At 70.1% G+C, this 24029-nt stretch carries 24 protein-coding genes and 1 tRNA gene; 6 read left to right on the forward strand and 19 right to left on the reverse strand.

Going from position 1 to position 24029, the window contains the following annotated elements; all coding sequences use genetic code 11:
- Position 1: 1 nt before the first annotated feature.
- Genes AL346_RS06420 through AL346_RS06430 form a run of 3 tightly spaced genes read right to left on the reverse strand, consistent with a single transcriptional unit; the run spans position 2 to position 3682 of the window.
- Positions 2 to 1129, reverse strand: a complete 1128-nt coding sequence (locus AL346_RS06420) for an ABC transporter permease (protein WP_019403898.1) — start codon at positions 1127 to 1129, stop codon at positions 2 to 4.
- Positions 1126 to 2661: an ABC transporter ATP-binding protein gene (locus AL346_RS06425; RefSeq protein WP_019403897.1), complete on the reverse strand. Its 1536-nt coding sequence runs from the start codon at positions 2659 to 2661 to the stop codon at positions 1126 to 1128. Before AL346_RS06425 ends, AL346_RS06420 begins: the two co-directional genes overlap by 4 nt.
- Before the next feature lie 22 nt (positions 2662 to 2683).
- A complete protein-coding gene (locus AL346_RS06430; protein WP_019403896.1) occupies positions 2684 to 3682 on the reverse strand; it encodes a BMP family protein in 999 nt (332 codons plus the stop codon).
- A gap of 189 nt (positions 3683 to 3871) precedes the next feature.
- On the opposite strand from AL346_RS06430, the gene moeB reads away from it, so the two are divergent.
- Complete coding sequence (gene moeB / locus AL346_RS06435) at positions 3872 to 4675, forward strand: molybdopterin-synthase adenylyltransferase MoeB (protein ID WP_019403895.1); 804 nt, start codon at positions 3872 to 3874, stop codon at positions 4673 to 4675.
- Positions 4676 to 4678: 3 nt separating this feature from the next.
- Here the strand turns inward: moeB and AL346_RS06440 are convergent, their stop codons facing one another.
- The 10 genes from AL346_RS06440 to AL346_RS06485 all read right to left on the reverse strand — a co-directional run bounded on the left by AL346_RS06440 (position 4679) and on the right by AL346_RS06485 (position 14254).
- The gene (locus AL346_RS06440) at positions 4679 to 4975 is read right to left on the reverse strand and encodes a hypothetical protein (RefSeq protein WP_019403894.1); all 297 of its coding nucleotides are present in this window, start codon (positions 4973 to 4975) and stop codon (positions 4679 to 4681) included.
- 162 nt (positions 4976 to 5137) lie between these two features.
- The gene (pheT, locus tag AL346_RS06445; RefSeq protein WP_019403893.1) at positions 5138 to 7564 is read right to left on the reverse strand and encodes a phenylalanine--tRNA ligase subunit beta; all 2427 of its coding nucleotides are present in this window, start codon (positions 7562 to 7564) and stop codon (positions 5138 to 5140) included.
- Positions 7561 to 8061, reverse strand: a complete 501-nt coding sequence (locus AL346_RS24550; protein WP_245258938.1) for an endonuclease domain-containing protein — start codon at positions 8059 to 8061, stop codon at positions 7561 to 7563. Before AL346_RS24550 ends, pheT begins: the two co-directional genes overlap by 4 nt.
- Positions 8062 to 8125: 64 nt before the next feature.
- Positions 8126 to 9208, reverse strand: coding sequence for a phenylalanine--tRNA ligase subunit alpha (gene pheS / locus AL346_RS06455; RefSeq protein WP_019403891.1), 1083 nt, complete (start codon positions 9206 to 9208; stop codon positions 8126 to 8128).
- 186 nt (positions 9209 to 9394) lie between these two features.
- Positions 9395 to 9757, reverse strand: coding sequence for a 50S ribosomal protein L20 (gene rplT / locus AL346_RS06460; RefSeq protein ID WP_019403890.1), 363 nt, complete (start codon positions 9755 to 9757; stop codon positions 9395 to 9397).
- Between the two features lie 32 nt (positions 9758 to 9789).
- On the reverse strand, positions 9790 to 9990 hold the full coding sequence (rpmI, locus tag AL346_RS06465; protein WP_019403889.1) for a 50S ribosomal protein L35: 201 nt from the start codon (positions 9988 to 9990) through the stop codon (positions 9790 to 9792).
- A gap of 303 nt (positions 9991 to 10293) precedes the next feature.
- Entirely contained in the window at positions 10294 to 11271 is a 978-nt protein-coding gene (locus AL346_RS06470; protein ID WP_019403888.1) for a L,D-transpeptidase, read from the reverse strand.
- 67 nt (positions 11272 to 11338) lie between these two features.
- Entirely contained in the window at positions 11339 to 12055 is a 717-nt protein-coding gene (locus AL346_RS24555; RefSeq protein ID WP_040405262.1) for an extensin family protein, read from the reverse strand.
- Between the two features lie 258 nt (positions 12056 to 12313).
- The gene (gene infC, locus AL346_RS06480; RefSeq protein ID WP_019403886.1) at positions 12314 to 12835 is read right to left on the reverse strand and encodes a translation initiation factor IF-3; all 522 of its coding nucleotides are present in this window, start codon (positions 12833 to 12835) and stop codon (positions 12314 to 12316) included.
- A gap of 198 nt (positions 12836 to 13033) precedes the next feature.
- Positions 13034 to 14254, reverse strand: a complete 1221-nt coding sequence (locus tag AL346_RS06485; protein ID WP_040405258.1) for a glycosyltransferase family 4 protein — start codon at positions 14252 to 14254, stop codon at positions 13034 to 13036.
- 82 nt (positions 14255 to 14336) lie between these two features.
- Here AL346_RS06485 and AL346_RS06490 point away from each other — a divergent pair, with 82 nt between their 5' ends.
- Positions 14337 to 15131: a carboxylesterase gene (locus tag AL346_RS06490; protein WP_019403884.1), complete on the forward strand. Its 795-nt coding sequence runs from the start codon at positions 14337 to 14339 to the stop codon at positions 15129 to 15131.
- On the opposite strand, the gene AL346_RS06495 is transcribed toward AL346_RS06490, so the two are convergent.
- The 4 genes from AL346_RS06495 to AL346_RS06510 all read right to left on the reverse strand — a co-directional run bounded on the left by AL346_RS06495 (position 15118) and on the right by AL346_RS06510 (position 16675).
- Positions 15118 to 15387, reverse strand: coding sequence for a DUF1150 domain-containing protein (locus tag AL346_RS06495; protein ID WP_019403883.1), 270 nt, complete (start codon positions 15385 to 15387; stop codon positions 15118 to 15120). The genes AL346_RS06490 and AL346_RS06495 overlap by 14 nt on opposite strands.
- Positions 15388 to 15428: 41 nt before the next feature.
- Positions 15429 to 15857, reverse strand: a complete 429-nt coding sequence (locus AL346_RS06500; RefSeq protein ID WP_026015432.1) for an Hsp20 family protein — start codon at positions 15855 to 15857, stop codon at positions 15429 to 15431.
- Positions 15858 to 16148: 291 nt separating this feature from the next.
- Positions 16149 to 16224, reverse strand: a tRNA-Ala gene (locus tag AL346_RS06505).
- 82 nt (positions 16225 to 16306) lie between these two features.
- Positions 16307 to 16675 carry a TIGR02300 family protein gene (locus tag AL346_RS06510; RefSeq protein WP_019403881.1) on the reverse strand — a complete coding sequence of 123 codons (369 nt, stop codon included), beginning with the start codon at positions 16673 to 16675 and terminating at the stop codon, positions 16307 to 16309.
- Between the two features lie 167 nt (positions 16676 to 16842).
- Here AL346_RS06510 and aroA point away from each other — a divergent pair, with 167 nt between their 5' ends.
- The 3 genes from aroA to AL346_RS06525 all read left to right on the forward strand — a co-directional run bounded on the left by aroA (position 16843) and on the right by AL346_RS06525 (position 19743).
- Positions 16843 to 18180, forward strand: coding sequence for a 3-phosphoshikimate 1-carboxyvinyltransferase (aroA, locus tag AL346_RS06515; protein ID WP_053193435.1), 1338 nt, complete (start codon positions 16843 to 16845; stop codon positions 18178 to 18180).
- A gap of 16 nt (positions 18181 to 18196) precedes the next feature.
- Entirely contained in the window at positions 18197 to 18835 is a 639-nt protein-coding gene (gene cmk / locus AL346_RS06520; protein ID WP_019403880.1) for a (d)CMP kinase, read from the forward strand.
- 86 nt (positions 18836 to 18921) lie between these two features.
- The gene (locus AL346_RS06525; RefSeq protein ID WP_019403879.1) at positions 18922 to 19743 is read left to right on the forward strand and encodes a DUF1194 domain-containing protein; all 822 of its coding nucleotides are present in this window, start codon (positions 18922 to 18924) and stop codon (positions 19741 to 19743) included.
- 20 nt (positions 19744 to 19763) lie between these two features.
- Here AL346_RS06525 and AL346_RS06530 read toward each other — a convergent pair whose 3' ends face one another.
- Positions 19764 to 20771, reverse strand: a complete 1008-nt coding sequence (locus tag AL346_RS06530) for a CorA family divalent cation transporter (RefSeq protein ID WP_156332706.1) — start codon at positions 20769 to 20771, stop codon at positions 19764 to 19766.
- A 185-nt stretch (positions 20772 to 20956) separates the two neighbouring features.
- Here AL346_RS06530 and AL346_RS06535 point away from each other — a divergent pair, with 185 nt between their 5' ends.
- Entirely contained in the window at positions 20957 to 21361 is a 405-nt protein-coding gene (locus AL346_RS06535) for a methylglyoxal synthase (RefSeq protein WP_019403877.1), read from the forward strand.
- Between the two features lie 126 nt (positions 21362 to 21487).
- On the opposite strand, the gene hrpB is transcribed toward AL346_RS06535, so the two are convergent.
- A complete protein-coding gene (gene hrpB / locus AL346_RS06540; RefSeq protein WP_026015429.1) occupies positions 21488 to 23959 on the reverse strand; it encodes an ATP-dependent helicase HrpB in 2472 nt (823 codons plus the stop codon).
- Positions 23960 to 24029 lie beyond the last annotated feature (70 nt).

The following is a 24029-nucleotide window of genomic DNA, read 5'->3' on the forward strand; positions in this document are numbered from 1 at the left end:
CTTACCCCTCCTCGGCCGTGCGCACGCGCCGCGCCGCCGCGAAGCCGGTGCCGAGTGCGACGAGCCGCGCCGCGAGGCGCCGGAACAGCCCCTCGAGCGCCCCGGCGAAGAGGACGATCACACCGCCGATGACGACGACCATGTCGCGGGTGATGGCCGGCATGTCGAAGGCCAGCTCCGCCCCGCCCTGGTAGAGCACGCCGAAGAGGAGCGCCGCGAAGATGACGCCCGCCGGATGCGCCCGGCCCATCAGCGCCACGGCGATGCCGACGAAGCCGTAGCCGGAGGTGAACTCGAGCAGCAGCCGGTGCTGCACGCCCATGATCTCGTTCACCGCGAGCCCGCCGGCGAGCGCACCCGACAGGGCCATGGCCACCATGATCATGCGCGCCGGGGACAGGCCGGCATAGACGGCGGCGGAGGGATTGGCGCCGACGGTGCGGATGGCGTAGCCGAGGCGCGAGCGGTAGACGAGCGCCCACACCCCCGCCGCCGCGGCGAGGGCAAGGAGGAAGGTGAAGTTGAGCGGCGAGGTCGGCGCCGCGATGCCGAGCGCCCGCAGCGCCTCGTGCACATAGGGGATGACGGCGTGGCGCGCGAAGGCGCGCGTCTCCGTGACGCCCCGCTCGCCGATGACGTTGACGACGAGATAGACGATGAGCGTCGCGGCGAGGAAGTTGAACATGATCGTCGTGATGACGATGTGGCTGCCCCGCCGCGCCTGCAGGTAGCCGGGCACGAAGCCCCACAGCGCGCCGAAGGCCGCCGCGCCGAGGATGCCGGCAGGGATGAGGAGGACGCCGGGCAGGAAATCGGCGTAGAGGCAGACGAGGGCCGCGCCGATGCCGGCGACCGTCGCCTGCCCCTCGCCGCCGATGTTGAAGAGGCCGGCGTGATAGGCGAGCGCCACGGCAAGGCCGGTGAAGATGAAGTTCGTCGTGTAGTAGAGCGTGAAGCCGACGCCCTCGGCCGAGCCGAGGCTGCCGGCGATCAGGAGGCGCGTCGCCATGAAAGGGTCTTCCCCGATGCCGGCGACGACGAGGCCGGCGACCGCGAAGGCCGCGGCGACGCTGAGCGCCGGCACGAGGATGACGTCCGCCCAGCGCGGCAGGTCGATCGGCGCGCTCATACCTGCCCCTCCACGCCCGCCATCAGGAGGCCGAGGTCGCGCTCGTCCGTCGCCTCGGGCCGCCGCTCTCCGGTGATGCGCCCGCCGCACATGACGAGGATCCGGTCGGCGAGGCTCATGATCTCTTCGAGCTCCACGGAAACGAGGAGGACGGCGACCCCGGCGTCGCGCAGCGCGATCAGCCGGCGATGGATGAACTCGATGGCCCCGATGTCGACCCCGCGTGTCGGCTGGCCGACGATCAGCACCTTCGGCGCCCGCTCGATCTCCCGCGCCAGCACGATCTTCTGCTGGTTGCCGCCGGAGAATTTCGAGGTCTTCAGCAGCGGGTCGGGTGGGCGCACGTCATAGGCGGCCATCTTGTCGGCGAGGTCGGCGATCATGCGGCCGCGCTCCAGCAACGGGCCGCGGCCGTAGGCCGGATCGTCGGTGAAGCCGAGCGCGGCGCTCTCGTAGGCCGAAAAGGCCGGCACGAGGCCGGTGCGCAGCCGGTCCTCCGGCACGTGCAGGAGGCCGAGCCGGCGCAGGTTGTGCGGCGTATGCGCCTCGCGCGTCAGCACCGTGCCGTCGAGCGCAATGGTGCCGAGCGTCGGCCGCCGCATGCCGGCGATGGCCTCCATGAGCTCGCTCTGGCCATTGCCGGCAACCCCGGCGATGCCGACGATCTCGCCGGCCCGGACGCTGAAGGACACATCCGCCACGCGCAGGCAGTCCCGCTCGTCGACGACGGAGAGGTTCTCGACCGTCAGCCGCGGCTCACCAGCGGCGTGCGGGCGCTTTTCCACGCGCAGCAGCACCTTGCGGCCGACCATGAGCTCGGCGAGCTCGGGCGGGGAGGTCGCGGCGGTGTCGAGCGTGGCGACCATCTGCCCGCGGCGCATCACCGAGACGCGGTCGGTCACCGCCATGATCTCCTCGAGCTTGTGCGTGATGAGGAGCACGGTCTTGCCCGCCTCGCGCAGCGTCCGCAAGAGGCCGAAGAGCGCCTTCGCCTCCGGCGGCGTCAGCACCGCCGTCGGTTCGTCGAGGATGAGCACGTCGGCGCCGCGATAGAGCGCCTTCAGGATTTCGACGCGCTGCTGCAGGCCGACCGGCAGGTCGCCGACGAGCGCATCGACGTCGACGGCAAGGCCGTGGTCGGCGGCGAGGCGCTCGAGCTCCGCCCGCGCCCGGGCGAGGCCCCGGTCGAGAAGCGGCCCGCCCTCGGCGCCGAGCATGACGTTCTCGACGACGGAAAGGCTGTCCACCAGCATGAAGTGCTGGTGGACCATGCCGATGCCGAGGCGGATCGCATCGGCCGAGCTGCGGATGCGGACCGGCGTGCCGCCGACGCGGATCTCGCCGCCATCGGCCTCGTAGAAGCCGTAGAGGATCGACATCAGCGTCGACTTGCCGGCGCCGTTCTCGCCGACGATGCCGTGCACCGTGCCCCGCGCCACCGAGAGGTTGACGCGATCGTTCGCCCGCACGGGCCCGAAGCGCTTGTCGATGTCGACGAGTTCGATCGCCGGAGGCTCGACCGCGTCCCTCATCACGCGTGACGACCCTGGCTGCTCAGACGGGGCATTTGTTGTCGGAGCGGTAGTCGTGCACCTTGATGGTACCGGCCTTGATCTCCTCGGCGGCCTTGTCGACCGCTTCCTTCATCTCCGGAGTGATGAGCGAGCGGTTGTTGTCGTCGAGCGCCCAGGCCACGCCCTCCTCGGCGAGCCCCAGGTTGACGACGCCGGGCTGCCATTGGCCGTCCTTGGCATCCATGAAGGTCTTGTGGGTCGCCGTGTCGACGCGCTTCAGCATCGAGGTCAGCACCTTGCCCGGATGCAGGCCGTTCTGGTTGGAATCGACGCCGATGCCGAGCTTGCCGGCATCCGCCGCCGCGCGCAGCACGCCGATGCCGGTGCCGCCGGCCGCGTGGTAGACGACATCGGCCCCGCGGTCGATCTGGCTCTTGGCCAGCTCGCCGCCCTTGACCGGGTCGTTCCAGGCTGCGCCCGTGGTGCCGGTCATGTTCTGGAAGATCTCGGCCTGCGGGTTGGCGTGCTTGACGCCCTGCACGTAGCCGCAGGCGAAGGCACGGATGAGCGGCACGTCCATGCCGCCGACGAAGCCGACCTTGCCGGATTGCGACGCCATGGCGGCGAGCATGCCGACGAGGAAGGAGCCTTCCTGCTCCTTGAAGAGGATGGACTGCACGTTCGGCCGTTCGACCACCATGTCGATGATCGTGAACTTGAGGTCGGGGAATTCGCCGGCCACCTTCTCGACCGCGCTCGCCTGGCTGAAGCCGACGGCGACGATGGGAGAATAGCCGTCGCGCGCGAAGCGGCGCAGCGCCTGCTCGCGCTGGGCATCGTTCTGCGGCTCGAAGTCGCGATAGGCGACACCGGTCTCGGCCTTGAACTTCTCGGCGCCGTCATAGACGCCTTCGTTGAAGGACTTGTCGAACTTGCCGCCGAGGTCATAGACGATGGCGGGCTTGAAATCCTGCGCGAGCGCGGCTGCGGCGCTGGCGGCGAGACCGGCGAGCGCGAGGCCGAGGGTCCTGAGACGCATGGAGGCTTCCCCTTCGTGGCATGCGGGCGTCGGCTTCCTGGCCGCGCCCGCTTGGCATCTACGATGGCACGGCTCGGCAGCGGATTCCAAGAGCCGCCCGACCCGCCCGGCAGGCACCGTGCACAGCCATCGCAGCGCCGCCTTCCGGCCAGTCGCGCCCGGGGCTATTGTCGCGCCATGACGAATGCCATGACGAACGCCGCCAGCCTGTCCCACGACGAGATCGAGCGCTATGCCCGCCACATCGTGCTGCGCGATGTCGGCGGCCCCGGGCAACTGAAGCTGAAGAAGGCGCGCGTCCTCGCCATCGGCGCCGGCGGGCTCGGCGCGCCGCTGCTGCAATATCTCGCCGCGGCCGGCGTCGGCACGCTCGGCATCGTCGACGACGACGTCGTCTCCCTGTCCAACCTCCAGCGCCAGATCATCCACGGCACGCCGGACGTCGGCACGCCGAAGGTCGACAGCGCCGCCGCGGCCATCGCCCGGCTCAATCCCCATGTCACCGTCGCGTGCCACTCGCTGCGCGTGAATGCCGAGAACGTGCGCGCCCTCGTCGCGGCCTATGACGTCATCGCCGACGGCTCGGACAATTTCGCCACACGCTATGCCGTGGCCGACGCCTGCTATTACGAGAAAAAGCCGCTCGTCACGGCGGCGCTCGGCACCTTCGACGCTTCGCTGACGACGCTGCGCCCCTTCGAGCGTGGTCCGGACGGCACGCCGAACCCCACCTACCGCTGCCTCTTTCCGAGCCCGCCGCCGCCCGGCACGGTGCCGACCTGCGAGGAGGCCGGCATCCTCGGGGCGCTCGCCGGCGTCATGGGCTCGCTGATGGCGCTCGAGGTCATCCGCGCCATCGTCGGCTTCGGCGAGCCGCTCGTCGGCCGGCTGCTGATGGTCGATGCGCGCTCCATGCGCTTCGAGACCCTGTCCTATGGCTGGGACCCGGAGAACCCGCTGAGCGGCACGGCGGCCGTCGCCGCCGACGGCTGAGCCTCAGCGCTTGCCGGGCGTCACGTCGAAGATGACGAAGGACTTGCCGTCCTTGCGCCGGCCGGACGAGACGGCGCCTTTCATGCCGCGCGCCGGCGCCGCCCGCCCCGCGCCCTCCGCCGCGGCGTCTCCCGCCGGTATGAAATTGCGCTGCCCCTGCCGGGGGCCGAAGGAGGCAAGACAGGCGTTGTAGGCGAGCGGCTCGTCGATCCGCTCGCAGTCCTCGATCATGCGCGGCTTGCCCTGGGCCAGCGCGGCGCAGGGAAGGCAGACGAGGGCGAGGACGGCGAGAAAGCGCAAGGCGTTTGGCTCCGGCGACGGCCCTTTATACAGGCCCCAGCAGCCGGAGCGCCACACCTCCCTCCCCCCGCTTGCGGCGGGGAGGGGGGCAGGTCGCTCTGCTCCGGAGACGTGATCGAGCCTATCCGGCACAGCGAGAGACGCGGGGCCAACGATGCCGCCCTACCCCCGGAGCGCCGCTCCGGTCTTCTTCGCCACCTGCTCGACGATCTTCGCCGAGACGGCCTCGATCTCCGCATCGGTGAGGGTCTTGTCGGTCGGCTGCAGCGTCACGGCGATGGCGACGGACTTCTTGCCCTCGCCGACGTGCGGCCCCTCGTAGACGTCGAAGACCGTGACCTCGGTGACGAGGTTGCGGTCCGCCGCGCCGGCCGACTTAACGATCTCCGCCGCCGCGACCTCGCGGTCGACGACGAAGGCAAAGTCGCGCGTCAGCGGCTGGAAGTCCGACAGCGCCAGCTTCGGCTTCATCTTCGTGGGCTTCGCCTTGGGCGCCGGCAGCGCATCGAGCGTCAGCTCGAAGGCGACGAGCGGACCCTTGACGTCGAGCGCCTTGAGGATGCGCGGATGCAACTCGCCAAAGGCGCCGAGGACCGCCCGCGGGCCGAACTGCAGCGTCGCCGAGCGCCCCGGGTGATACCAGCCCGGCCCGCCGGGCACGATCTGCAGCCCGCCTGTCGGGATGCCGAGCGCAGCGAGCAGCGCCATGGCATCGGCCTTGGCATCGAAGACGTCGACGGGCTTCGCCTCGCCGTCCCAGCGGCGGCCGACACCCTCGGCCCGCGCCGTGCCGCGCCGCAGGGCGCAGGCGACGATCGTCTGCCCCTCCGGCTCGTCCGAGGCGAAGACCTGGCCGACCTCGAACAGCGCGACATCCGGATGGCCGCGGTCGGCGTTCTTCTGCGCCGCCTTGGCGAGGCCCGGGACGAGGCTCGGCCGCATGTCGGAAAGTTCGGACGCGATCGGGTTGGCGAGCGCGAGGCGCGGATCGCCGCCGCCGAACAGCTCCGCCTCCGCCTTGCCGATGAAGGACCAGGTGACGGCCTCCACGAGCCCGCGCGCGGCGAGCGTGCGCTTGGCGAGGCGCGTGCGCTTCTGCAGCAGCGTCAGCACGGGCTTGGCCACCGCCGCCTCGAGCCGGGGGAAGGGCACGGCCGGCACGTTGTCGAGCCCGGTGATGCGCATCACCTCCTCGACGAGGTCGGCCTTGCCCTCGATGTCCGCCCGCCACGACGGCGGCATCACCTCGACCACCTCGCCCGTGCCGGCGACGAGGAAGCCGAGGGCCTCGAGTGTGCCGCGCATGGTCTCGGCCGGCAGGTCGAGGCCGGTGAGGCGCTTGACCTCCGCATAGGGGAAGGCGAGCGCCCGCCGGGTGTCGGGAATGGTGCCGGCGAGCGTCGCCTCGCTCGCCTCGCCGCCGCACAGGTCGAGCACCATCTGCGTCGCGAGCGCGAGGCCCGGCTCGCAGAAGGCGGGATCGACGCCGCGCTCGAAGCGGTAGCGCGCGTCCGAGACGATGCCGAGCTTGCGCCCCGTCTGGGCGATGTTGAGCGGGTCCCAGAGCGCCGACTCGATCAGTACGTCGGTGGTCGTCTCGTCGCAGCCGGAATGCTCGCCGCCCATGATGCCGCCGATCGATTCAACGCCGTTGTCGTCGGCGATGACGACCATGGACGGGTCGAGTGCGTAGCTGCGCCCGTCGAGCGCCAGCACCTCCTCGCCGTCGCGCGCATGACGCACGACGAGGTTGCCCGCAACCTTCTTCGCGTCGAAGACGTGCAGCGGCCGCCCGCGGTCGAAGGTGATGTAGTTGGTGATGTCGACGAGGGTGTTGATGGGCCGGAGACCGATGGCCTTCAGGCGCCGCTGCAGCCACGCGGGCGACGGGCCGTTCTTCACGCCGCGCACGAGGCGCAGCGCGAAGGCCGGGCAGAGGTGCGCGTCTTCGCCCGTGAAGGCGAGCGAGACGGAGACCGGGCACGGGCCCTTGCCCGGAACGGTCGCGACCGCCGGCGTCTTCAACCGGCCGAGGCCCGCCGCTGCGAGGTCGCGCGCGATGCCGGCGATGCCGAGCGCGTCGGCCCGGTTCGGCGTCACGGCGATCTCGATCACGGGATCGTCGATGCCCGCATAGGCCGCGAAGGGCTGGCCGACCGGCGCATCCTCGGGCAGGTCGATGATGCCCTCGTGGTCGTCCGACAATTCGAGCTCGAAGGCCGAGCACAGCATGCCACGGCTCTCGACGCCGCGGATGGTGCCAACCGTGAGCGTGATGCCCTTGCCGGGAATATAGGTGCCGGCGGGGGCGAAGACGCTCTTCATGCCGGTGCGCGCGTTCGGCGCGCCGCAGACGACCTGCACCGGCGGCTCGCCGCGGCCGGTGTCGACCATGCAGACACGGAGCCGGTCGGCATTGGGGTGCTGCTCGGCCGAGACGACGTGCGCGATGACGTAGGGCGCGAAGAGCGCCGCCTTGTCCTCCACCGCCTCGACCTCGAGGCCGATGCGGTTGAGCGTGTCGGCGACGTCCTGGACGGTCGCTTCGGTGTCGAGGTGGTCCTTGAGCCAGGAGAGGGTGAACTTCATGAGACAGCTCCACCAGAACCGCCCTCGGTGAGGCGGGACACGGAGGAAGGATGGCGGTGAGCGACGGCAGCCAGGATGGTATCGAGGACGCTGTCGAATTCGTTCAGCACCTGCCCATTCCAGAAACGCAGGACGCGGTAGCCCTGCTGTTCGAGCCAGGTGTCACGGGCGGCATCCGCCGCGCTGCGGACCTCGAAACCGTGCTGTGCACCGTCCACTTCGATGACGAGGCGGGCCTCATGGCAAACGAAGTCCACGATGTAGCGGCCGACGGGCGCCTGCCGGCGCACGTGCAGGCCGTGGAAGCGGTGGGCCTTCAACGCATGCCAGAGCTTGCGTTCAGCCGGTGTGAGGTCCCGGCGCAGGCGCCTTGCCCGGTCGCGTTGCCCGTTGCGCACGCCGATGTCCTCCCGCGGATCCCCTCCCCCCTCGTGGGGGAGGGTTAGGGAGGGGGGAAGCCGCGCGCCATCCAGACCGAAGCCTTCGAGCGGCGGCACCGCCCCCCCTCTCCAGCTCTCCCCCACGAGGGGGGAGAGGGCAGCACCATCCCGGCCTCGGCCATCACGACGACAGCCCTCCGGCCAGCGTCGGCAGGTCGAGCGGGCGGAAGCCGTAGTGCGACAGCCAGCGCACGTCCGCCTCGAAGAAGGGGCGCAGGTCCGGCATGCCGTATTTCAGCATCGCGATGCGGTCGATGCCCATGCCCCAGGCGAAGCCCTGGTACTCGTCCGGGTCGAGCCCGCAGTTCCTGAGCACGTTGGGGTGCACCATGCCGCAGCCGAGGATCTCCAGCCAGTCCTCGCCCTCGCCGAAGCGGATCTCGCCGCCCTTGCGCGCGCACTGGATGTCCACCTCCGCCGACGGCTCGGTGAAGGGGAAGAAGGACGGGCGGAAGCGCATCCTGACGTGGTCCACCTCGAAGAAGGCCTTGCAGAACTCCTCGAGGATCCACTTCAGGTGGCCGATGTGGGAGGACTTGTCGATGACGAGCCCCTCCACCTGGTGGAACATCGGCGTGTGCGTCTGGTCCGAGTCGCAGCGGTAGGTGCGGCCCGGGATGATGACGCGGATCGGCGGCTTCTGGCCGAGCATGGTGCGGATCTGCACCGGGCTCGTGTGCGTGCGCAGCACCTTGCGCTCGCCCTTGTCGTCGGGCGGCAGGAAGAAGGTGTCGTGCATGTCCCGCGCCGGATGGCCGAGCGGGAAGTTGAGCGCCGTGAAGTTGTAGAAGTCGGTCTCGATGTCCGGCCCCTCGGCGATGGAGAAGCCCATGTCGGCGAAGATCGCCGTCAGTTCGTCGATGACCTGGGAGATCGGATGGATGCGCCCGCGCGTCTGCGGCCCCTCCTGGAGCGGCAGCGTGACGTCGACGCGCTCGGCGGCGAGGCGCGCGGCGAGCGCCGTCTCCTCGAGCGCCGCCTTGCGCTCGGCGATGGCGGCGTTGACGCGGTCGCGCAGGCCGTTGATGAGGGGGCCCTTTTCGCGCCGCTCCTCCGGCGTCATGGCGCCGAGCGTCTTGAGGAGCTCGGAAACGGTGCCCTTCTTGCCGAGCGCGGAGACACGCACGGCTTCGAGCGCTGTCTCGTCCGCGGCGGCGGCGACGGCGCCGATGAGCGTGCGTTCGAGAGTGGGAATATCGGTCATCGGTCCCTCGGGGTGGTTACCGCTTGTCGGCAACGGCCGAAGGACCGTCAAGCCCTCGGGCCGCGATGAGGCGAGCGGCGCAGGGCGCCGCTCATCGCTTCCAGGGCCTCGGTAGGGCGGATGCGCTGCTGCGGCACGGCCGCGGGGCGGGATCGGATGATCCTGCCCCGGCAGGCGCCACAGGCGTCAGGCTGCGGGCAGCGCAGCCTTGGCTTTCTCGACGATCGACTTGAAGCTCTCCGGCTCGCGGATGGCGATGTCCGACAGAACCTTGCGGTCGATCTCGATCCCGGCCTTGCCGAGGCCGTCGATAAATCGGCTGTAGGTCAGGCCGTGCTCGCGCACCGCGGCATTGAGGCGCTGGATCCACAGGGCGCGGAACGTGCGCTTCTTGTTCTTGCGGTCGCGATAGGCGTACTGCATCGCGCGATCGACAGCCGCCTTGGCGGTGCGGATCGTGTTCTTGCGGCGGCCGTAGAAACCCTTGGCAGCCTTGAGGACCTTCTTGTGTTTGGCGTGAGCGGTCACGCCGCGCTTGACGCGGGCCATGAGCTAATCTCCTGGAACTGGGACGTTTGGGTTCAGCCGTTGGGCAGGAAGAACTTCTTGACGTTCTTCGCGTCGCCCTCGAAGAGCACGGTGGTGCCCCGCTGGTTGCGGATGAACTTGTTGGTCCGCTTGATCATGCCGTGGCGCTTGCCGGCCTGCGCGGCGATGACCTTGCCGGTCCCGGAGATCTTGAAGCGCTTCTTGGCGCTCGACTTCGTCTTAAGCTTGGGCATTTTGCTTCCCTTGTCCGCCGCTGCCGGCCCTTTCACGAAGCCTTGCCCCTCACGGAAAATCCCGCGGAGCCCGCTCCCCGAACGGCGCCGATCAACGGCCCATGTGCTCGAAAGCGCTGCAGACCGCCACGGCAGCCCGTAACGAGCCGGGCGATCTGAACGAGGCCGGGCTTATGCCAGAGATGGGCGAGAAAGGCAATGGGGTGGGAAATGTGCGGGAAGGCCGCGGCGCCAGATCCACGCCTGGCGAAAGAGAGCGCTGGGCCGGCCGAAGTCCGACGCCCAAGCCCGCCCGCATAGTCTCTAGTCCACGAACGTCACCACCGCGCCCCTCTCGGTCATGCGGGCGAGCGCCTCGGCGTCCCAATTGGTCAAGCGGACGCATCCGTTCGAAGCCGTCTTCCCGATCTTGTCAGGATCCGGCGTGCCGTGGATGCCGTAGGTGTCCTTCGAGAGGCCGATCCACACGGACCCGACCGGATTGTTCGGCCCGGGCGCGATCTTGAGCTTCCGTTTCCGGCTGACGCCCTTGAGCTGCACGCGGGACGGATCGTAGCGATAGACGGGGTTGTGAACCACGGCGCGCACCTTGTGGGTGCCGCTCGGCGCCGGGCTTTCCTCGCTGCCGATGCTCGCCGGATAGAATGCGATGAGGCCGCCATCCTTGTCGAAGGCGCGCACCGCCTTCTCCCGCTTGTGGACCTCGATCGTCTTCACCTTCCCCTCGGGCGGCTCCGTTGCGATGGCGGCGACGACGATCGACGTGCCGGCCTCGTCGATGTTCCGGCCGGGATTGAGAGCCTTGAGCAAGTTCTCGTTCATGTGGAACTTCTCGGCCAGAAGCTCCGCCGGGCTGGTGTAGCCAAGCCGCGCCAGCTTCGCCCGCCGTTCAAACTTCGCTGGAATGTTCTTGACGAAGGGGCCTTTCACATCCTCCTCCGCAATCGTGTATTCCTTCAGGACCGGCTCGCCCGAAACTTCCTTCAGCTTCGCCCAGCTCGTCTCGTCGAGCTTGCCGTCGCCGTCGAGCTGATGATGCGTCTCGAACGCCGCCAGGGCGTGCTCGAAATTCTCCCCGGCACGGCCATCGATCACCCCCGGCGAGAAGCGCGCTCGGTCGAGCAGGATCTGCGCCTTGATCACAACGGGATCCGGCCCCTTCACCTTTGCGGCTGATAAAGGCAACTCCGCCTTGTTCACCACATCGAGGCTCAGCGGCTCGGCAGCTGCCGCCGTGAAGGGAGCCAGAACGATCAGAACGACGAGCCTCGGCAGGTCCATGATGGACGCCTCTTCGTGAGCCGACTTCGCGCAATGGATAAAGCGCGGCCCGCCTCGTCGGGTTCCGTCACTGGCAGAGCCTCAGACCGCCCCGGCGCACGCGCAGGTCGAGGTGGAGGTGATCGGCATGGGCCTCATCGGCACCCGGGCCCAGCACGGTGGTGAAATAGGCGCAGGCTTGTGCCCGGATCGCCGCGCCGAACAGGGCTTCGGGCGTGTCCTCGGTCGCCTGGTGCGCAATCAGCAGGTTAGGCCGGCCCGAAAAGGCGAACCCAATGACATCAAGCGCGTTTGCGAAGGCATGCTCGCTGAGCTGCCCGCCCTCCTGCCGGTTCCGGTTCCGGCACTCGTAGGAGGTGCCGATCAGGATTTTTGTCGGTGGGCGCTCCATATGATGCTGCGCGGCCGGAGTGACGGCCTCCTCTGTCCAGAGCGCCAGGGCCTCGGCAACGGGGCAAACCATGGTCGCGGCAGGACTGAGCTCGACGCCCCCAGGAAGCCGCGATACGAGAAGGGGTTCGGCCGCGCCGCATGCTCCGTTCCGCAACGGAGACGCCGCCTCGAAGACGACCCCCTTGGCCGCGAGGCGATCGCGGCAGCTCGATGCGCCCGGAGGAGCGACCTCGGCCGGCGGCTGCGGAACCGGTGCCGGTGCGGGTGCGGGTGCGGGTGCGGGTGCGGGTGCGGGTGCTGGCACGAGATCGGCAGGACGCGGCGGCGGCAACGGCGAATTCACGCCCTTCATCGCAGAAGCGGCGGCTGCTGGCCCGGTCACGACCGCCATCAGCGTTGCGGACGCGCATAGGAAGCGTAGCTTGGTATTCACAAGAAGACGAACGTCATGCGCCCGGCTCCGTTCCAAAATCGCCCTGAATTCGGGAGCCGTGCCCTTGCCGGGCCCGGTGGTCGAAGCGGGCTCAACGTCACCGTCAGGCCGTCCCGGACCACAAGCGGCCCTCAACCGGCCGTCGATCCATCTTGGACGCAATAAAGCCGCCGGACAACGCCGGCGGCCTGAAATGCGTCCCGTGCGACCAGCGCCTCAGCGCGGCGCCATCACCATGATCATCTGGCGGCCTTCGAGCTGCGGCTCGCTCTCCACCTTGGCGATCTCGGCCATCTCTTCCTTGACGCGCAGGAGCAGCTTGTAGCCGAGGTCCTGGTGCGCCATCTCGCGGCCGCGGAAGCGCAGCGTCACCTTGACCTTGTCGCCCTCTTCGAAGAAGCGGCGCATGGCCTTCATCTTCACCTCGTAGTCATGGGTGTCGATGCCGGGCCGGAGCTTGATTTCCTTGACCTCGACGGTCTTCTGGCGCTTGCGCGCCTCGGCGGCCTTCTTCTGCTCGAGAAACTTGTAGCGCCCGTAGTCGAGCAGCTTGCAGACCGGCGGCGTCGAGTTCGGCGCGATCTCGACGAGATCGAGCCCCGCCTCCTCGGCGATCTTCAGCGCATCGAAGAACGACACGACGCCGCGGTTCTGCCCGGTCTCGTCGATGAGCTGGACCTCACGGACACCACGAATGTCCCGGTTGGCGCGCGGCCCCTCCTTCTGGGGCATCGCCATTGCTCTCATAGGCCTGCGAATGGTTCGTAACTCCTCGTTCGGTGCCGGTGCGGATGCATCCTGCGGCCTCGGACAGCGCGATGTGGCCCGACCCCTTCGGACCGATCCGCCGATGCCAAGCCGCGACGCTGCCGCGCCGGTACGCTCGTTCTGGCTGAAACGCCGACATTCTGCACAAAGGCAGGAAAAGTCAACAGATCAAGCACGCCGCCGCGGGGCGCGCGCCTCGATCAATGCGGCATAGACGTCGAGCGTGTCGGAGACCATGCGCTCGAGCGAGAACATGTCCTCCACATGCGCCCGGGCCCTGAGGCGCAGCGCCTCCGCCTGCGTCGCGCCGAGCGACAGCACCTCGCCGAGGGCCGCGGCCAGCGCCGGCGCATCGCCCGCCGGCACGTGCCAGCCCGTGCGCGCTCCGGCGTCGACCTGCGGCGGCGCCAGCACCGTCTCCGGCACCGCGCCGAGGTCGCTCGTCACCACGGGCGTGCCCATGGCTTGCGCCTCCACGGCCACCCGGCCGAAGGCCTCCGGCTCCGTCGAGGGCACGGCGACGACGGAGGCGGCCAGCATGGCCGCCGGCATGTCGGCGCAATGGCCGACGCGGCGCACGATGCCCTGAATCCCGCGCTCGGCGATGAGGCCGTCGATCTCCCGCACATAGCCGTCGCGTCCCTGCGCGTCGCCGGCGAAGACGAAGACGACGTCGCGCAGGCCGCCGTCGGCGAGACGGCGCGCCGCCTCGACGAGCACGCGGTGCCCCTTCCAGCCCGTCAGGCGCGCGGCGAGCAGCACGATGCGCTCGTGCGGCTCCACCTTCCATTGCCGGCGCAGCGCATCGACCCGGGCCGGCGAGACGGCCGAGGGCGAGAAGACGGAGAGATCCGTGCCGCGGTGGATCACCCTCATCCGGTCGCGGGCGAAGGGATGCATCGCGGAGATGAGCTCGGCCGTGTAGCGCGAATTGGCGATGACGACATCGCCGCGCGCCATCACCGAATTATAGGTGACCTTCACCTTGGAACTGCCGGAATAGCTGCCGTGATAGGTGGTGACGAAGGGCAGGCCGAGCGCCCGCGCCGCCGTCAGCGCCACCCAGGCCGGGGCGCGCGAGCGCGCATGCACCACGTCCACCCCCTCGTCGAGGCAGATCCGCATCAGCTTGCGGGCATTGACCAGCATGGCGAGCGGGTTCTTGCTCGCCGCCGGAAAGGGGATCCACACACCGCCCTTGGCCTGCAGCTCGCCGACGAGCCGGCCGCCGGCGGTTGCCACCAGCGCCCGCGCGCCGACGGCGGCGAGGCCGGCCGCGACATCGACCGCCGTGCGCTCCGCCCCCCCGATCTCGAGCTCGGGAACGATCTGCAGCACCGTGCGACCCGTCAGCGGGTGCTCGGTCGAAGTGGGGAAAGGTGCCGGCATGCCGGGTCGCGTCAAAACTGCCACCGGTGTATGAGGCCTCCGAAACGCTGAACTTGAGAACAGCCCCTCCGGAGTGTTTAGGATGAGCGCGCCCGAACCGCAATTTCTGAAACGTCAGGAAAATGGGGACGAGTACCGCCTCGCGCTGCGCAAGCGTGAAGGCGCGGCCCCCGCCGTCGTCTGGCTCGGCGGCTTCCGCTCCGACATGCTGGCGACCAAGGCCTCGGCGCTCGACGACTGGGCGGCCCGCACCGGCCATGCCTTCGTGCGCTTCGACTATGCCGGCCATGGCGAATCGGAGGGTGATTTCGAGAGAAGCTGCATCTCCACCTGGCTCGCCGACAGCCTCGCCGTGATCGAGGCCGAGGCCGGCGAAGCGCCGATCCTCGTCGGCTCCTCCATGGGCGGTTGGCTGGCGCTGCTCGCCACGCGCGTCCTGCGCGCGAAGAACTCGCCCGCCGCACCCGGCGGCCTCGTGCTGATCGCTCCGGCGGTCGATTTCACCGAGCGGCTGATGTGGGACGAGATGCCGGAGGCGGTGCGGGACGAGATCATGCGCGAGGGCCGCTACCTGCAGCCCTCGCAATATTCACCCGAGCCCTATGCCATCACGCGCCGCCTCATCGAGGACGGGCGCAACCACCTGATGCTCGGCAGCGCCATCGCCACCGGCTGCCCGGTCCACATCCTGCAGGGCATGCAGGACCCGGACGTGCCGTGGCAGCACGCGATGGAGCTCGTCGAGCATCTGCCGGGGGACGAGGCCGTCGTCACGCTGGTGAAGGACGGCGACCACCGCCTGTCGCGGCCGCAGGATCTCGACCTGCTCGTCGCCGCGGTGGAAGGCCTCGCTGCCCAGAAGGTCAGTGGACGCTGACTGTCTCGAGGTCGTTCTCCCAGGCGTTGGCGATGGCGGCATCCTTCGAATCGGTCAGAAGGATGGGCGTGCCGTCGGCCGCCAGCAGGGCGAAGAGGTCGAGACCCGGCTGGATGTCCGGCGCCTGGGGAAAGAGCTCGCGCACCTGCTCGGAGCGGATCGGCCGCACATAGGCGACCTTGCCGCCGCCGGCCTCGGCCAGCGCCGCGACGTCATGGACGTCGCCATGGAATTCGAAAGCGTCGTTGTCGTTCATCGCACCCTCCTCATGAAGCGGTGTCGGTGGTCGGCCGCGGCTCATCCGCGCGCCTGGATGTCGATCTTGCGGATGATCCGCTCCGGTTCCGGCCTTGCGAGATCGACGGACAGAAGGCCGTTCGAGAGGTCTGCACTGAGCACCTCCATTCCATCAGCCAGCAGAAAGGTTCGCTGGAACTGCCGCGCGGCGATGCCGCGATGCAGGAAGTGACGCGTCTTGTCGTCGCTCTGCCGCCCGCGGATGACCAGCTGGTTCTCCTCGACCGTGATCTCGAGCTGGTCGCGGGTGAAACCGGCGACGGCAAGCGTGATTCGCAGCCTGTCCGGCTCACTGTCCGTGCGCGGCAGCCGCTCGATGTTGTACGGCGGATAGCCGTCCGACGTCGCCTTGGCGACACGGTCGAGCGCTCGCTCGATCTCGTCGAAGCCGAGCAGGAACGGTGAGGACAAGGATGGTACACGCGACATTGCGAAGCCCTCTCAGGCACTTCGGAACCTTGGACCCGCCTGCGGCGGCATCCTCGTTGCCAAGCATATGGCGCTGCCCCGCCAACCGGTCAAGGGCGGCGCGGGCGCGTCCGGTCTGGCCCCGCGGCTGGGAGGCGGCACCGGCCGGACCCGACGGGAAAGCGGAGGAAGGGTCTGCGGATCGGGCGCAGATGCAGGCCGGAAGCGCCGGCCTTCGGGGCGGCCCGTCGCGAGGAGGCGATATCCTCCCGCCAACCGGGCACGTCAGAAATCTACGATGCTTGGAGGGTTTGGTGGAGCCAGGCGGAATCGAACCGCCGACCTCTTGAATGCCATTCAAGCGCTCTCCCAACTGAGCTATGGCCCCATCCGAACCGGTGCGGCTTGGGTTCCGCACGGGGCCGCCGCGAGGGCGACGGCCGGGTCTATATCCTCAACGCGTCGTCGTATCAAGCCTCTTCATCGTCGTCGATGTCGCCGTCGATGAGATCGCTCACGTCGTCGTCCGAGGTTTCGTCTTCTTCCAGGAAAGTGTCGTCGTCGTCAATATCATCTTCGATATCGACATCGTCATCCACAGCCCCTTCCTTGGCCTTCTCGCCGGCGGCGACCTCGTCGAGGGAGACGATTTCCGCACCCGTCTCGAGCTCGGGCTCCTCGCCCTCCTCGGCCCGCGCCACCTCGGCGCGGCCGCGCAGGGCCTGGGCGACAAAGACCGTGCTGCACTTCGGGCAGACGATCGGATCCTTGTTGAGGTCGTAGAACTTGGCGCCGCAGCTCAGGCATTGGCGCTTCGTGCCGAGTTCCGGTTTCGCCACGGTGATGCTCTCTTCCGGGGTTGAAGTCGAGCGCTCCCGTTAGTCATGTGTCCGCCGCCTGTCAAACCCTAATCGCAGTTTTTTCGCCGGCCGGCCCGGCGATTTCATCCGGCGGCGAAATGCGCTAGGGAGCGGATGCCTGCCCTTTCAACCGGAACCGAGCGCCCGTGTCTTCCCATTCCGCAACACCGCAACCGCTCACCGCCCGCCGCGGGGCCAGCCTCACCGGCCGCGTGCGCGTCCCCGGCGACAAGTCCATCTCCCACCGCTCGCTGATCTTCGGCCTCCTGAGTGCCGGCGAGACGGCCATCAGCGGGCTTCTCGAGGGCGAGGACGTGCTGCGCACGGCGGATGCCGCCCGCGCGCTCGGCGCGGATGTCGAGCGTCTCGGCGAAGGGCGCTGGCGCGTGCGGGGCGTCGGCATCGGCGGGCTCGCGAGCCCGGCCGGCGTGCTCGACTTCGGCAATGCCGGCACCGGCTCGCGCCTGATGATGGGCGTCGTCGGCGGCCATCCGATCACCGCGACCTTCGACGGCGACGCCTCCCTGCGCAAGCGGCCCATGCGCCGCATCCTCGACCCGCTCGTGAAGATGGGCGCACGCGTCGTCTCCGAGGCCGAGGGCGGCCGCTGCCCCATCACGCTCGAGGGCGCGCGCGAGACCGTGCCGATCGTCTACGAGACGCCGGTCGCCTCGGCGCAGATCAAGTCGGCCGTGCTGCTCGCCGGCCTCAACGCGCCCGGCCGCACCACCGTCGTCGAGAACGAGGCCTCGCGCGATCACACCGAGCGCATGCTGCGCCACTTCGGCGCCGAGGTGAGCGTCGAGCCGCACGGCAGCCACGGCCGGCGCATCACGCTCGTCGGCCAGCCGGAGCTGACCGCCCGGCCCGTCGTCGTGCCGGCCGATCCTTCCTCCGCCGCCTTCCCGCTGGTCGCCGCGCTCATCGTGCCGGGCTCCGACATCGTCCTCGAAGGCGTCATGATGAACCCGCTGCGCACCGGCCTCGTCACCACGCTCATGGAAATGGGCGCCGACATCGCCGTGCTCGACCGGCGCGAGGAGGGCGGCGAGGACGTGGCGGACCTGCGCGTGCGCGCCGGCACCCTGAAGGGCGTCGACGTCCCCGCCGAGCGCGCGCCGTCGATGATCGACGAATATCCCATCCTCGCCGTCGCCGCCGCCTTCGCCGAGGGCGAGACGGTGATGCGCGGCCTGCACGAGCTGCGCGTCAAGGAATCGGACCGGCTCGAGGCCGTGCTGGCCGGCCTCCGCGCGGCCGGGGTCGATGCCGAGATCGCCGGTGACGACCTCATCGTGCGCGGCGGGCGCGTTCCGGGCGGCGGCACGGCCGCGACGCACCTCGACCATCGCATCGCCATGTCCTTCCTGGTGCTGGGCCTCGCCAGCGAAAAGCCGATGCAGGTGGATGACGGCACGATGATCGCGACGAGCTTTCCGACCTTCGTGCCGCTGATGCACGGCCTCGGCGCCGATATCGGCTGACGGGCGGGGACACGCCATGATCATCGCCATCGACGGGCCCGCCGCCTCCGGCAAGGGTACGCTCGGGCGCCGGCTCGCCGCTCATTTCGGCCTGCCGCATCTCGACACGGGCCTGCTCTACCGGGCCGTGGCGCACCGCCTCCTCGCGGCGGGCGAAGCCCTCGACGACGTCACGGCGGCGACGGCGGCGGCGCGGGAGCTCGACCTCGAGCGCCTTGACGAGAGCGCCCTGCGCGGCCGCGCGATGGGCGAGGCGGCCTCCATCGTCGCCGCCATGCCGAGCGTGCGCGAGGCGCTGGTCGCCCTGCAGCGCACCTTCGCCGGCCAGCCCGGCGGGGCGGTGCTCGACGGACGCGACATCGGCACGGTGATCTGCCCCACGGCCGATGTGAAGCTCTTCGTCACGGCAAGCGCCGAGGAGCGGGCCCGCCGCCGCTGGCGCGAGCTCGTCGCGCGCGGCGAGCCGGCCGACGAGGCCGCGATCCTCGAGGATATCCACCGCCGCGACCGGCGCGACGCCGAGCGCCCCACGGCCCCGCTCGCCGCGGCCTCCGATGCGCACCAGCTCGACACCACCCGGCTCGATGCCGACGGCGCTTTCGCGGCGGCGCTCGGCATCGTCTCGACCGTGATGGCCTCGCGCACGAAATCGTGAGCCCGCGCAGACGAGCCGTTCCATCGTTTCGCCGGGAGTGGCACACTTGATGGTCCCCTCGCCTACCGGGAGAGAGGAGACGCGAGATGGGCCATCCGGCAATTGAGAGGCTGCCGTGGGGATCGTTCGCCGGGGCAGCGCTCGCCTGCCTCATGATGCTGCCGGCGGGAGCCCACGCGCAGACAGGGCCGCAAGAGGTCGATGTCGCGCTCGTCATCGCCGTCGACATCTCCTATTCCATGGACGAGGATGAGCAGCGCCTGCAACGCAAGGGCTATGTCGAGGCGCTGCGCTCGACGCCTGTGCTCGACGCCATCGCGCGGGGCCCCGTCGGCCGCATCGCCGCCACCTATGTCGAATGGGCGGGCTCGAACTCCCAGGACGTGATCGTGCCCTGGCAGATCATCGAAGGGCCCGAGAGCGCCGATGCCTTCGTCGAGCGCATCGCCGCCGCGCCCATCCGGCGCGCCTACCGCACCTCGATTTCCGGCGCCATCGATTTCTCCGCCAACCTGTTCGGCGGCAGCGGCTTCACGGCCATGCGGCAGGTCATCGACATCTCCGGCGACGGGCCGAACAACCAGGGCCGGCCAGTCACCGATGCCCGGGACGAGGCCGTCGCCCGCAACATCACGATCAACGGCTTGCCGCTGCTCTACAAGCGCTCGAGCTACATGGATATCGCCGATCTCGACATCTACTACCGTGACTGCGTCATCGGCGGCCTCGGCGCCTTCGTGGTGCCCGTGCGCGAGATCGAGCAGTTCCCGGACACCATCCGCAAGAAGCTCGTCATGGAGATCGCCGGCATCGGCGAGCCCACGCCGCAGGTCGAGCGCACGGCCGCGGAAAAGAAGGCCTCCTGCCTCGTCGGCGAATGGCGCTGGAACGAACGCATGGGGAACTGAGGCATCGGGCAGGGAAGCCCTCAGCTCCGCCGGCTGAGCCAGCGGAAGCCGATGAGCGTCCCTGCCGTCGCCGCGACGCACAGCGCCAGCGCCCACCAGGTGCCGCCCCGCGTCTCGAGGAACGGCAGGTCGGCCGTGTTCATGCCGAAGATGCCGGCGACGAAGGCCGGCGGCAGGAAGAAGGTCGTGATCAGCGACAGCACGTAGAGATTGCGGTTCGCCGCCACCGCGAGGCGCGCCGAGATCTCGTCCTGCAGCAGGCGCGCCCGCTCCTGCGCCGCCGCCACGTCGTGGACCGCGGCGTCGATGCGCTCGATGAGCGGACCGCACAGGGCGACGAGCCCGAGCGGCAGGCCGCGCCCGCCCTCGTGCGAGAGCCGCTGGAACAGCGCCCGCAGCCCCGTCAGCCGGCGGTGGCAGGCGGAGAGCTCCCGCCGCAGCGGCCCGAGCGCCCGCATCTCCTCGTCGACGTGGTCGGCGAGCACCCGGTCCTCGACGCGGTCGACGGCATCGGCGAGGCGGTCGCCGGCATCCTCCAGGTGCCCCAGCACGCGGCCGACGATGGTTGCGAGAAGATCGCCGACCGCCGGGCACGGATGGCCGTGCGACACGCGCTCGTGCGCCTCGGCCACGGCGCAAAGCTTGTTGCGGCGGCCGCTGATCAGCAGGCGTTCGCCCACGATGCAGCGCAACTGGCCGAGATCGTCGCTGCGATGGTCGAATTCGAGGATGTTGTCGCTCACCACGATGCCGACGAAGGCACCGATGGCGAGCACGCGCTGGTGGTCCTCGGCGTCGAGCATCAGCCGCCTGAGCGGTTCGGGCACGGCGGACAGGCCGGCGAGCCACTGGCGGGCACGCACGTCGACGAGATCGATGTGCAGCCAGAGGAAGCCTTCCGCAGGCAGCGCCATCGCCGCCGCCGCGTGCTCATCCACGGGGCGGGCGTTTCCCTCCGCGTCGAAGACGTGGCCCCAGACGAGGCCGGGAAAGGCGGGAAAGACGTGGCGCGGCAGCGCGACGGTCAAGGCATGCACCCCGAAGAGCGGAACGGCCTTCACCCATGGCGTGCGCCCGTGACACTTGCGTGACAGCCGGGAAGAAGGACGGGCGCGGCGGCGGAAAAGGCCGATTGCGCGAAGGCCGCAGCTTTCCTAAGACCATTGCAGCGCCGCGAAAGCGGGCCTTTTTCCGGCCTCCAGCGAAAGCCGCCATGACTGAGACGACCGAGACACCCGCCGCCCCGCTCACCATCGCGCTCGTCGCCCACGACGCGAAGAAGGCGGAGATGGCCGCCTTCGCCGAGGCGCACCGCAACGAGCTCGCGGGCACGAAGCTCTATGCCACCGGCACGACCGGCGCGCGCGTCATGGAGCGCTGCCCGGAGTTCAGCGTGACGCGGCTGAAGAGCGGCCCCCTCGGCGGCGACCAGCAGATCGGCGCCCTGATCGCCGAGGGGCGCATCGACATGCTGATCTTCTTCGTCGATCCCCTGTCGCCACATCCGCACGACGTCGACGTGAAGGCCCTGATGCGCCTCGCCCTCGTCTACGACATCCCGATGGCCCTCAACCCCGCCACCGCCGCCCTGCTCCTGCCCGTCACGGCGCCGGCCTGACGGCTCACGGGCCGCGCGGTGTCGCTATAGCCCTTTCCGATTCAATTGAATCGGAAAGGGCGTCTATCTTTTTGAGAATATAGCATTTTTTTCGCCGAACCGGCATCCGCTTCGGCGGAAAATGCTCTAAGTGCCGCGCGGCTTGGCGCGCGTCGTCGGTGCGGCGCTGACCGGATCCTCCGGCCAGGGATGCTTGGGGTAGCGGCCGCGCAGGTCGGCGCGCACGGCGGCCCAGGAGCCACGCCAGAAGCCGGGCAGGTCGCGCGTGATCTGAATTGGCCGATGGGCTGGCGACAGGAGCTCGAGGATGAGCGGCACGCGCCCGCCGGCGAGCGTCGGATGCCGGTCGAGCCCGAACAGCTCCTGCACCCGAAGCGCGATGGACGGCCCCTCCTCGGCGCCGTAGTCGACCGGAATGCGCGACCCGGTCGGCGCCTCAAAATGGGTCGGCGCCTCGGCATCGAGCCGGCGCATCAGCTCCCACGGCACGAGGCTGCGCAGCGCCGCGTCGAGATGGCCGGCGTCGATCCCGGCAAGGCCGGTCACGCCGACGATGTGGGGGGCGAGCCAGTCCTCGACGTTTCGCGCCAGGGCCTCGTCCGTGAGATCGGGCCAGGGCTCGCCCTCGGCCCGGCGCAGGAAGGCGACCCGCCCGCGCAGCTGCTGCTGGCCCTTCGTCCAGGGCAGGCCATCGGTGCCGACGGCCGCGACGCCACGCGCCAGTACCGCGGCGGAGGCCTCGTCCGCCGGAACGGCGAGCGGCTGCTGCGCGAGGACGAGGGCGCCGAGGCGGCGCAGCTTGCGGGCGCGCAGGGCCCGGGCCGCCCGGTCGAACACCACCTCTTCCACATTCTCGATGTGATGGCCGGCGACGGCCTCGATGCCGGCCGGCGTGATCGGCGCGGCGAGCACGATGCGGGCGCTCGCGCCGCCGCCGGCGATCTCGGCGACGGCAAGGAAGGGTTCGCGCGCCAGCCGGTCGGCAGGTTCGACGAAGGCGCCGCGTCCGTTGGCCAGGAGGAACTCGCCCGCCTTGCCGCGCGCGCGGGCGATGCGGTCCGGATAGACGAGCGCGACGAGGGCGCCGGGCTCGTCGTCCGCCACCTCGGCCGGCAGCCCCGCAGCAGCGGCCTGCCGCGCCCAGCCCGCCGCCGCGCGGCGCATGTCGGACGCCCGGCGCGAGCGGTCGGCCCGGAAACGCTCCAGCCGCTCGACGAGATCCGTGCCGCTGCCGCCGAGCCCGCGCTCCACGAGGACGGCGGCGATCTCCGCCGCCGTTCCGGCCGCGGCGCCTGCGGCGAGGACCATGCGCGCGAGGCGCGGCGGCAGCGGCAGGTCGTGCAGGTGCCGGCCCGTCGGCGTGAGCCGGCCGCCGCCGTCGAGCGCGTCGATCTCGACGAGGAGGCGCCGCGCCTCGGCGAGTGCGGCCGAAGGCGGCGGGTCGATGAGGCGCAGCCGCGTCGGGTCGCTGAGGCCCCAGGCTGCGCAGTCGAGCAGCAGCGGCGCAAGATCCGCGGTCAGGATCTCGGGTCTCGCGAAAGGCTCGAGCGCGCCGTTGCCCGCCTCCTCCCATAGCCGGTAGCAGACGCCCGGCTCCGTCCTGCCGGCGCGGCCGCGCCGCTGGTCGGCGGAGGCGCGCGACACGCGCACCGTCTCAAGCCGCGTCAGGCCGATGTCGGGCTCGTAGCGCGGCACGCGCGCGAGGCCCGAATCGATGACGACGCGGACACCGGCGATCGTCAGCGAGGTCTCGGCGATGGACGTGGCCAGCACCACCTTGCGCCGTCCGGCCGGCGCGGGGGCGATGGCCCGGTCCTGCTCGGCACGCTCCAGGGTGCCGTAGAGGGGCGCGACGTCGACCCGGGGGTCCCGGATGCGCGCGTCGAGCATCTCCGCCACGCGGCGGATCTCGCCCTGCCCGGGCAGGAAGACGAGGAGCGAGCCGGCCTCCGCGCCAAGCGCCGCGACCACCGCGTCGGCCACCTCGTCCTCGATGCGCCGGCCCGGCGTGCGGCCGAGATAGCGCGTCTCGACCGGAAAGGCCCGGCCCTCGCTCTCGATCACCGGCGCATCCCCGAGAAGCGCCGCGACCCGCGCGCCGTCGAGCGTCGCCGACATGACGAGGAGCCTTAAGTCCTCGCGCAGGCCTTCCTGCGCCTCGATGGCGAGGGCGAGGCCGAGATCGGCATCGAGCGAGCGCTCGTGGAACTCGTCGAACAGGACCGCCGATACGCCCTCGAGCGCCGGATCGTCGAGGATCATGCGCGTGAACACGCCTTCGGTGACCACCTCGATGCGCGTCTTGCGCGAAACGCGCGTCTCGAGGCGGACCCGAAGGCCGACCGTCTCGCCGACCGATTCGCCCAGCGTGTCCGCCATGCGGGCGGCCGCCGCGCGCGCCGCGAGACGCCGTGGCTCGAGCACGATGATGCGCCCCCCGCACCAGGCCTCGTCGCGCAGGACGAGCGGCACGCGCGTCGTCTTGCCGGCGCCGGGCGGCGCCACGAGGACCGCGGCGCTGCGGGCCGCGAGCGCGGCGCACAGGGCCGGCAACGCGGCATCGACGGGCAGGGGCTCGGTGAAAGGCGGGTGCGTCATGCCGCCCTTGATGGCGAAGAAGAATGCGCCCCGCAAGCGAAGTCGAACAGCCGGGCCGCGGATCGCCACG

Origin of the sequence: Chelatococcus sp. CO-6 (assembly GCF_001271345.1) — a bacterium.
Classification (GTDB): domain Bacteria; phylum Pseudomonadota; class Alphaproteobacteria; order Rhizobiales; family Beijerinckiaceae; genus Chelatococcus_A; species Chelatococcus_A caeni.

Coding starts and splice junctions, on each gene's coding strand:
- AL346_RS06420 (WP_019403898.1), bottom strand. CDS start 1,129: ATGAGCGCGCCGATCGACCTGCCGCGCTGGGCGGACGTCATCCTCGTG.
- AL346_RS06425 (WP_019403897.1), bottom strand. CDS start 2,661: ATGAGGGACGCGGTCGAGCCTCCGGCGATCGAACTCGTCGACATCGAC.
- AL346_RS06430 (WP_019403896.1), bottom strand. CDS start 3,682: ATGCGTCTCAGGACCCTCGGCCTCGCGCTCGCCGGTCTCGCCGCCAGC.
- moeB (WP_019403895.1), top strand. CDS start 3,872: ATGACGAACGCCGCCAGCCTGTCCCACGACGAGATCGAGCGCTATGCC.
- pheT (WP_019403893.1), bottom strand. CDS start 7,564: ATGAAGTTCACCCTCTCCTGGCTCAAGGACCACCTCGACACCGAAGCG.
- pheS (WP_019403891.1), bottom strand. CDS start 9,208: ATGACCGATATTCCCACTCTCGAACGCACGCTCATCGGCGCCGTCGCC.
- rplT (WP_019403890.1), bottom strand. CDS start 9,757: ATGGCCCGCGTCAAGCGCGGCGTGACCGCTCACGCCAAACACAAGAAG.
- rpmI (WP_019403889.1), bottom strand. CDS start 9,990: ATGCCCAAGCTTAAGACGAAGTCGAGCGCCAAGAAGCGCTTCAAGATC.
- AL346_RS06470 (WP_019403888.1), bottom strand. CDS start 11,271: ATGGACCTGCCGAGGCTCGTCGTTCTGATCGTTCTGGCTCCCTTCACG.
- AL346_RS24555 (WP_040405262.1), bottom strand. CDS start 12,055: ATGGCGGTCGTGACCGGGCCAGCAGCCGCCGCTTCTGCGATGAAGGGC.
- infC (WP_019403886.1), bottom strand. CDS start 12,835: ATGGCGATGCCCCAGAAGGAGGGGCCGCGCGCCAACCGGGACATTCGT.
- AL346_RS06485 (WP_040405258.1), bottom strand. CDS start 14,254: ATGCCGGCACCTTTCCCCACTTCGACCGAGCACCCGCTGACGGGTCGC.
- AL346_RS06490 (WP_019403884.1), top strand. CDS start 14,337: ATGAGCGCGCCCGAACCGCAATTTCTGAAACGTCAGGAAAATGGGGAC.
- AL346_RS06495 (WP_019403883.1), bottom strand. CDS start 15,387: ATGAACGACAACGACGCTTTCGAATTCCATGGCGACGTCCATGACGTC.
- AL346_RS06500 (WP_026015432.1), bottom strand. CDS start 15,857: ATGTCGCGTGTACCATCCTTGTCCTCACCGTTCCTGCTCGGCTTCGAC.
- cmk (WP_019403880.1), top strand. CDS start 18,197: ATGATCATCGCCATCGACGGGCCCGCCGCCTCCGGCAAGGGTACGCTC.
- AL346_RS06525 (WP_019403879.1), top strand. CDS start 18,922: ATGGGCCATCCGGCAATTGAGAGGCTGCCGTGGGGATCGTTCGCCGGG.
- AL346_RS06535 (WP_019403877.1), top strand. CDS start 20,957: ATGACTGAGACGACCGAGACACCCGCCGCCCCGCTCACCATCGCGCTC.
- hrpB (WP_026015429.1), bottom strand. CDS start 23,959: ATGACGCACCCGCCTTTCACCGAGCCCCTGCCCGTCGATGCCGCGTTG.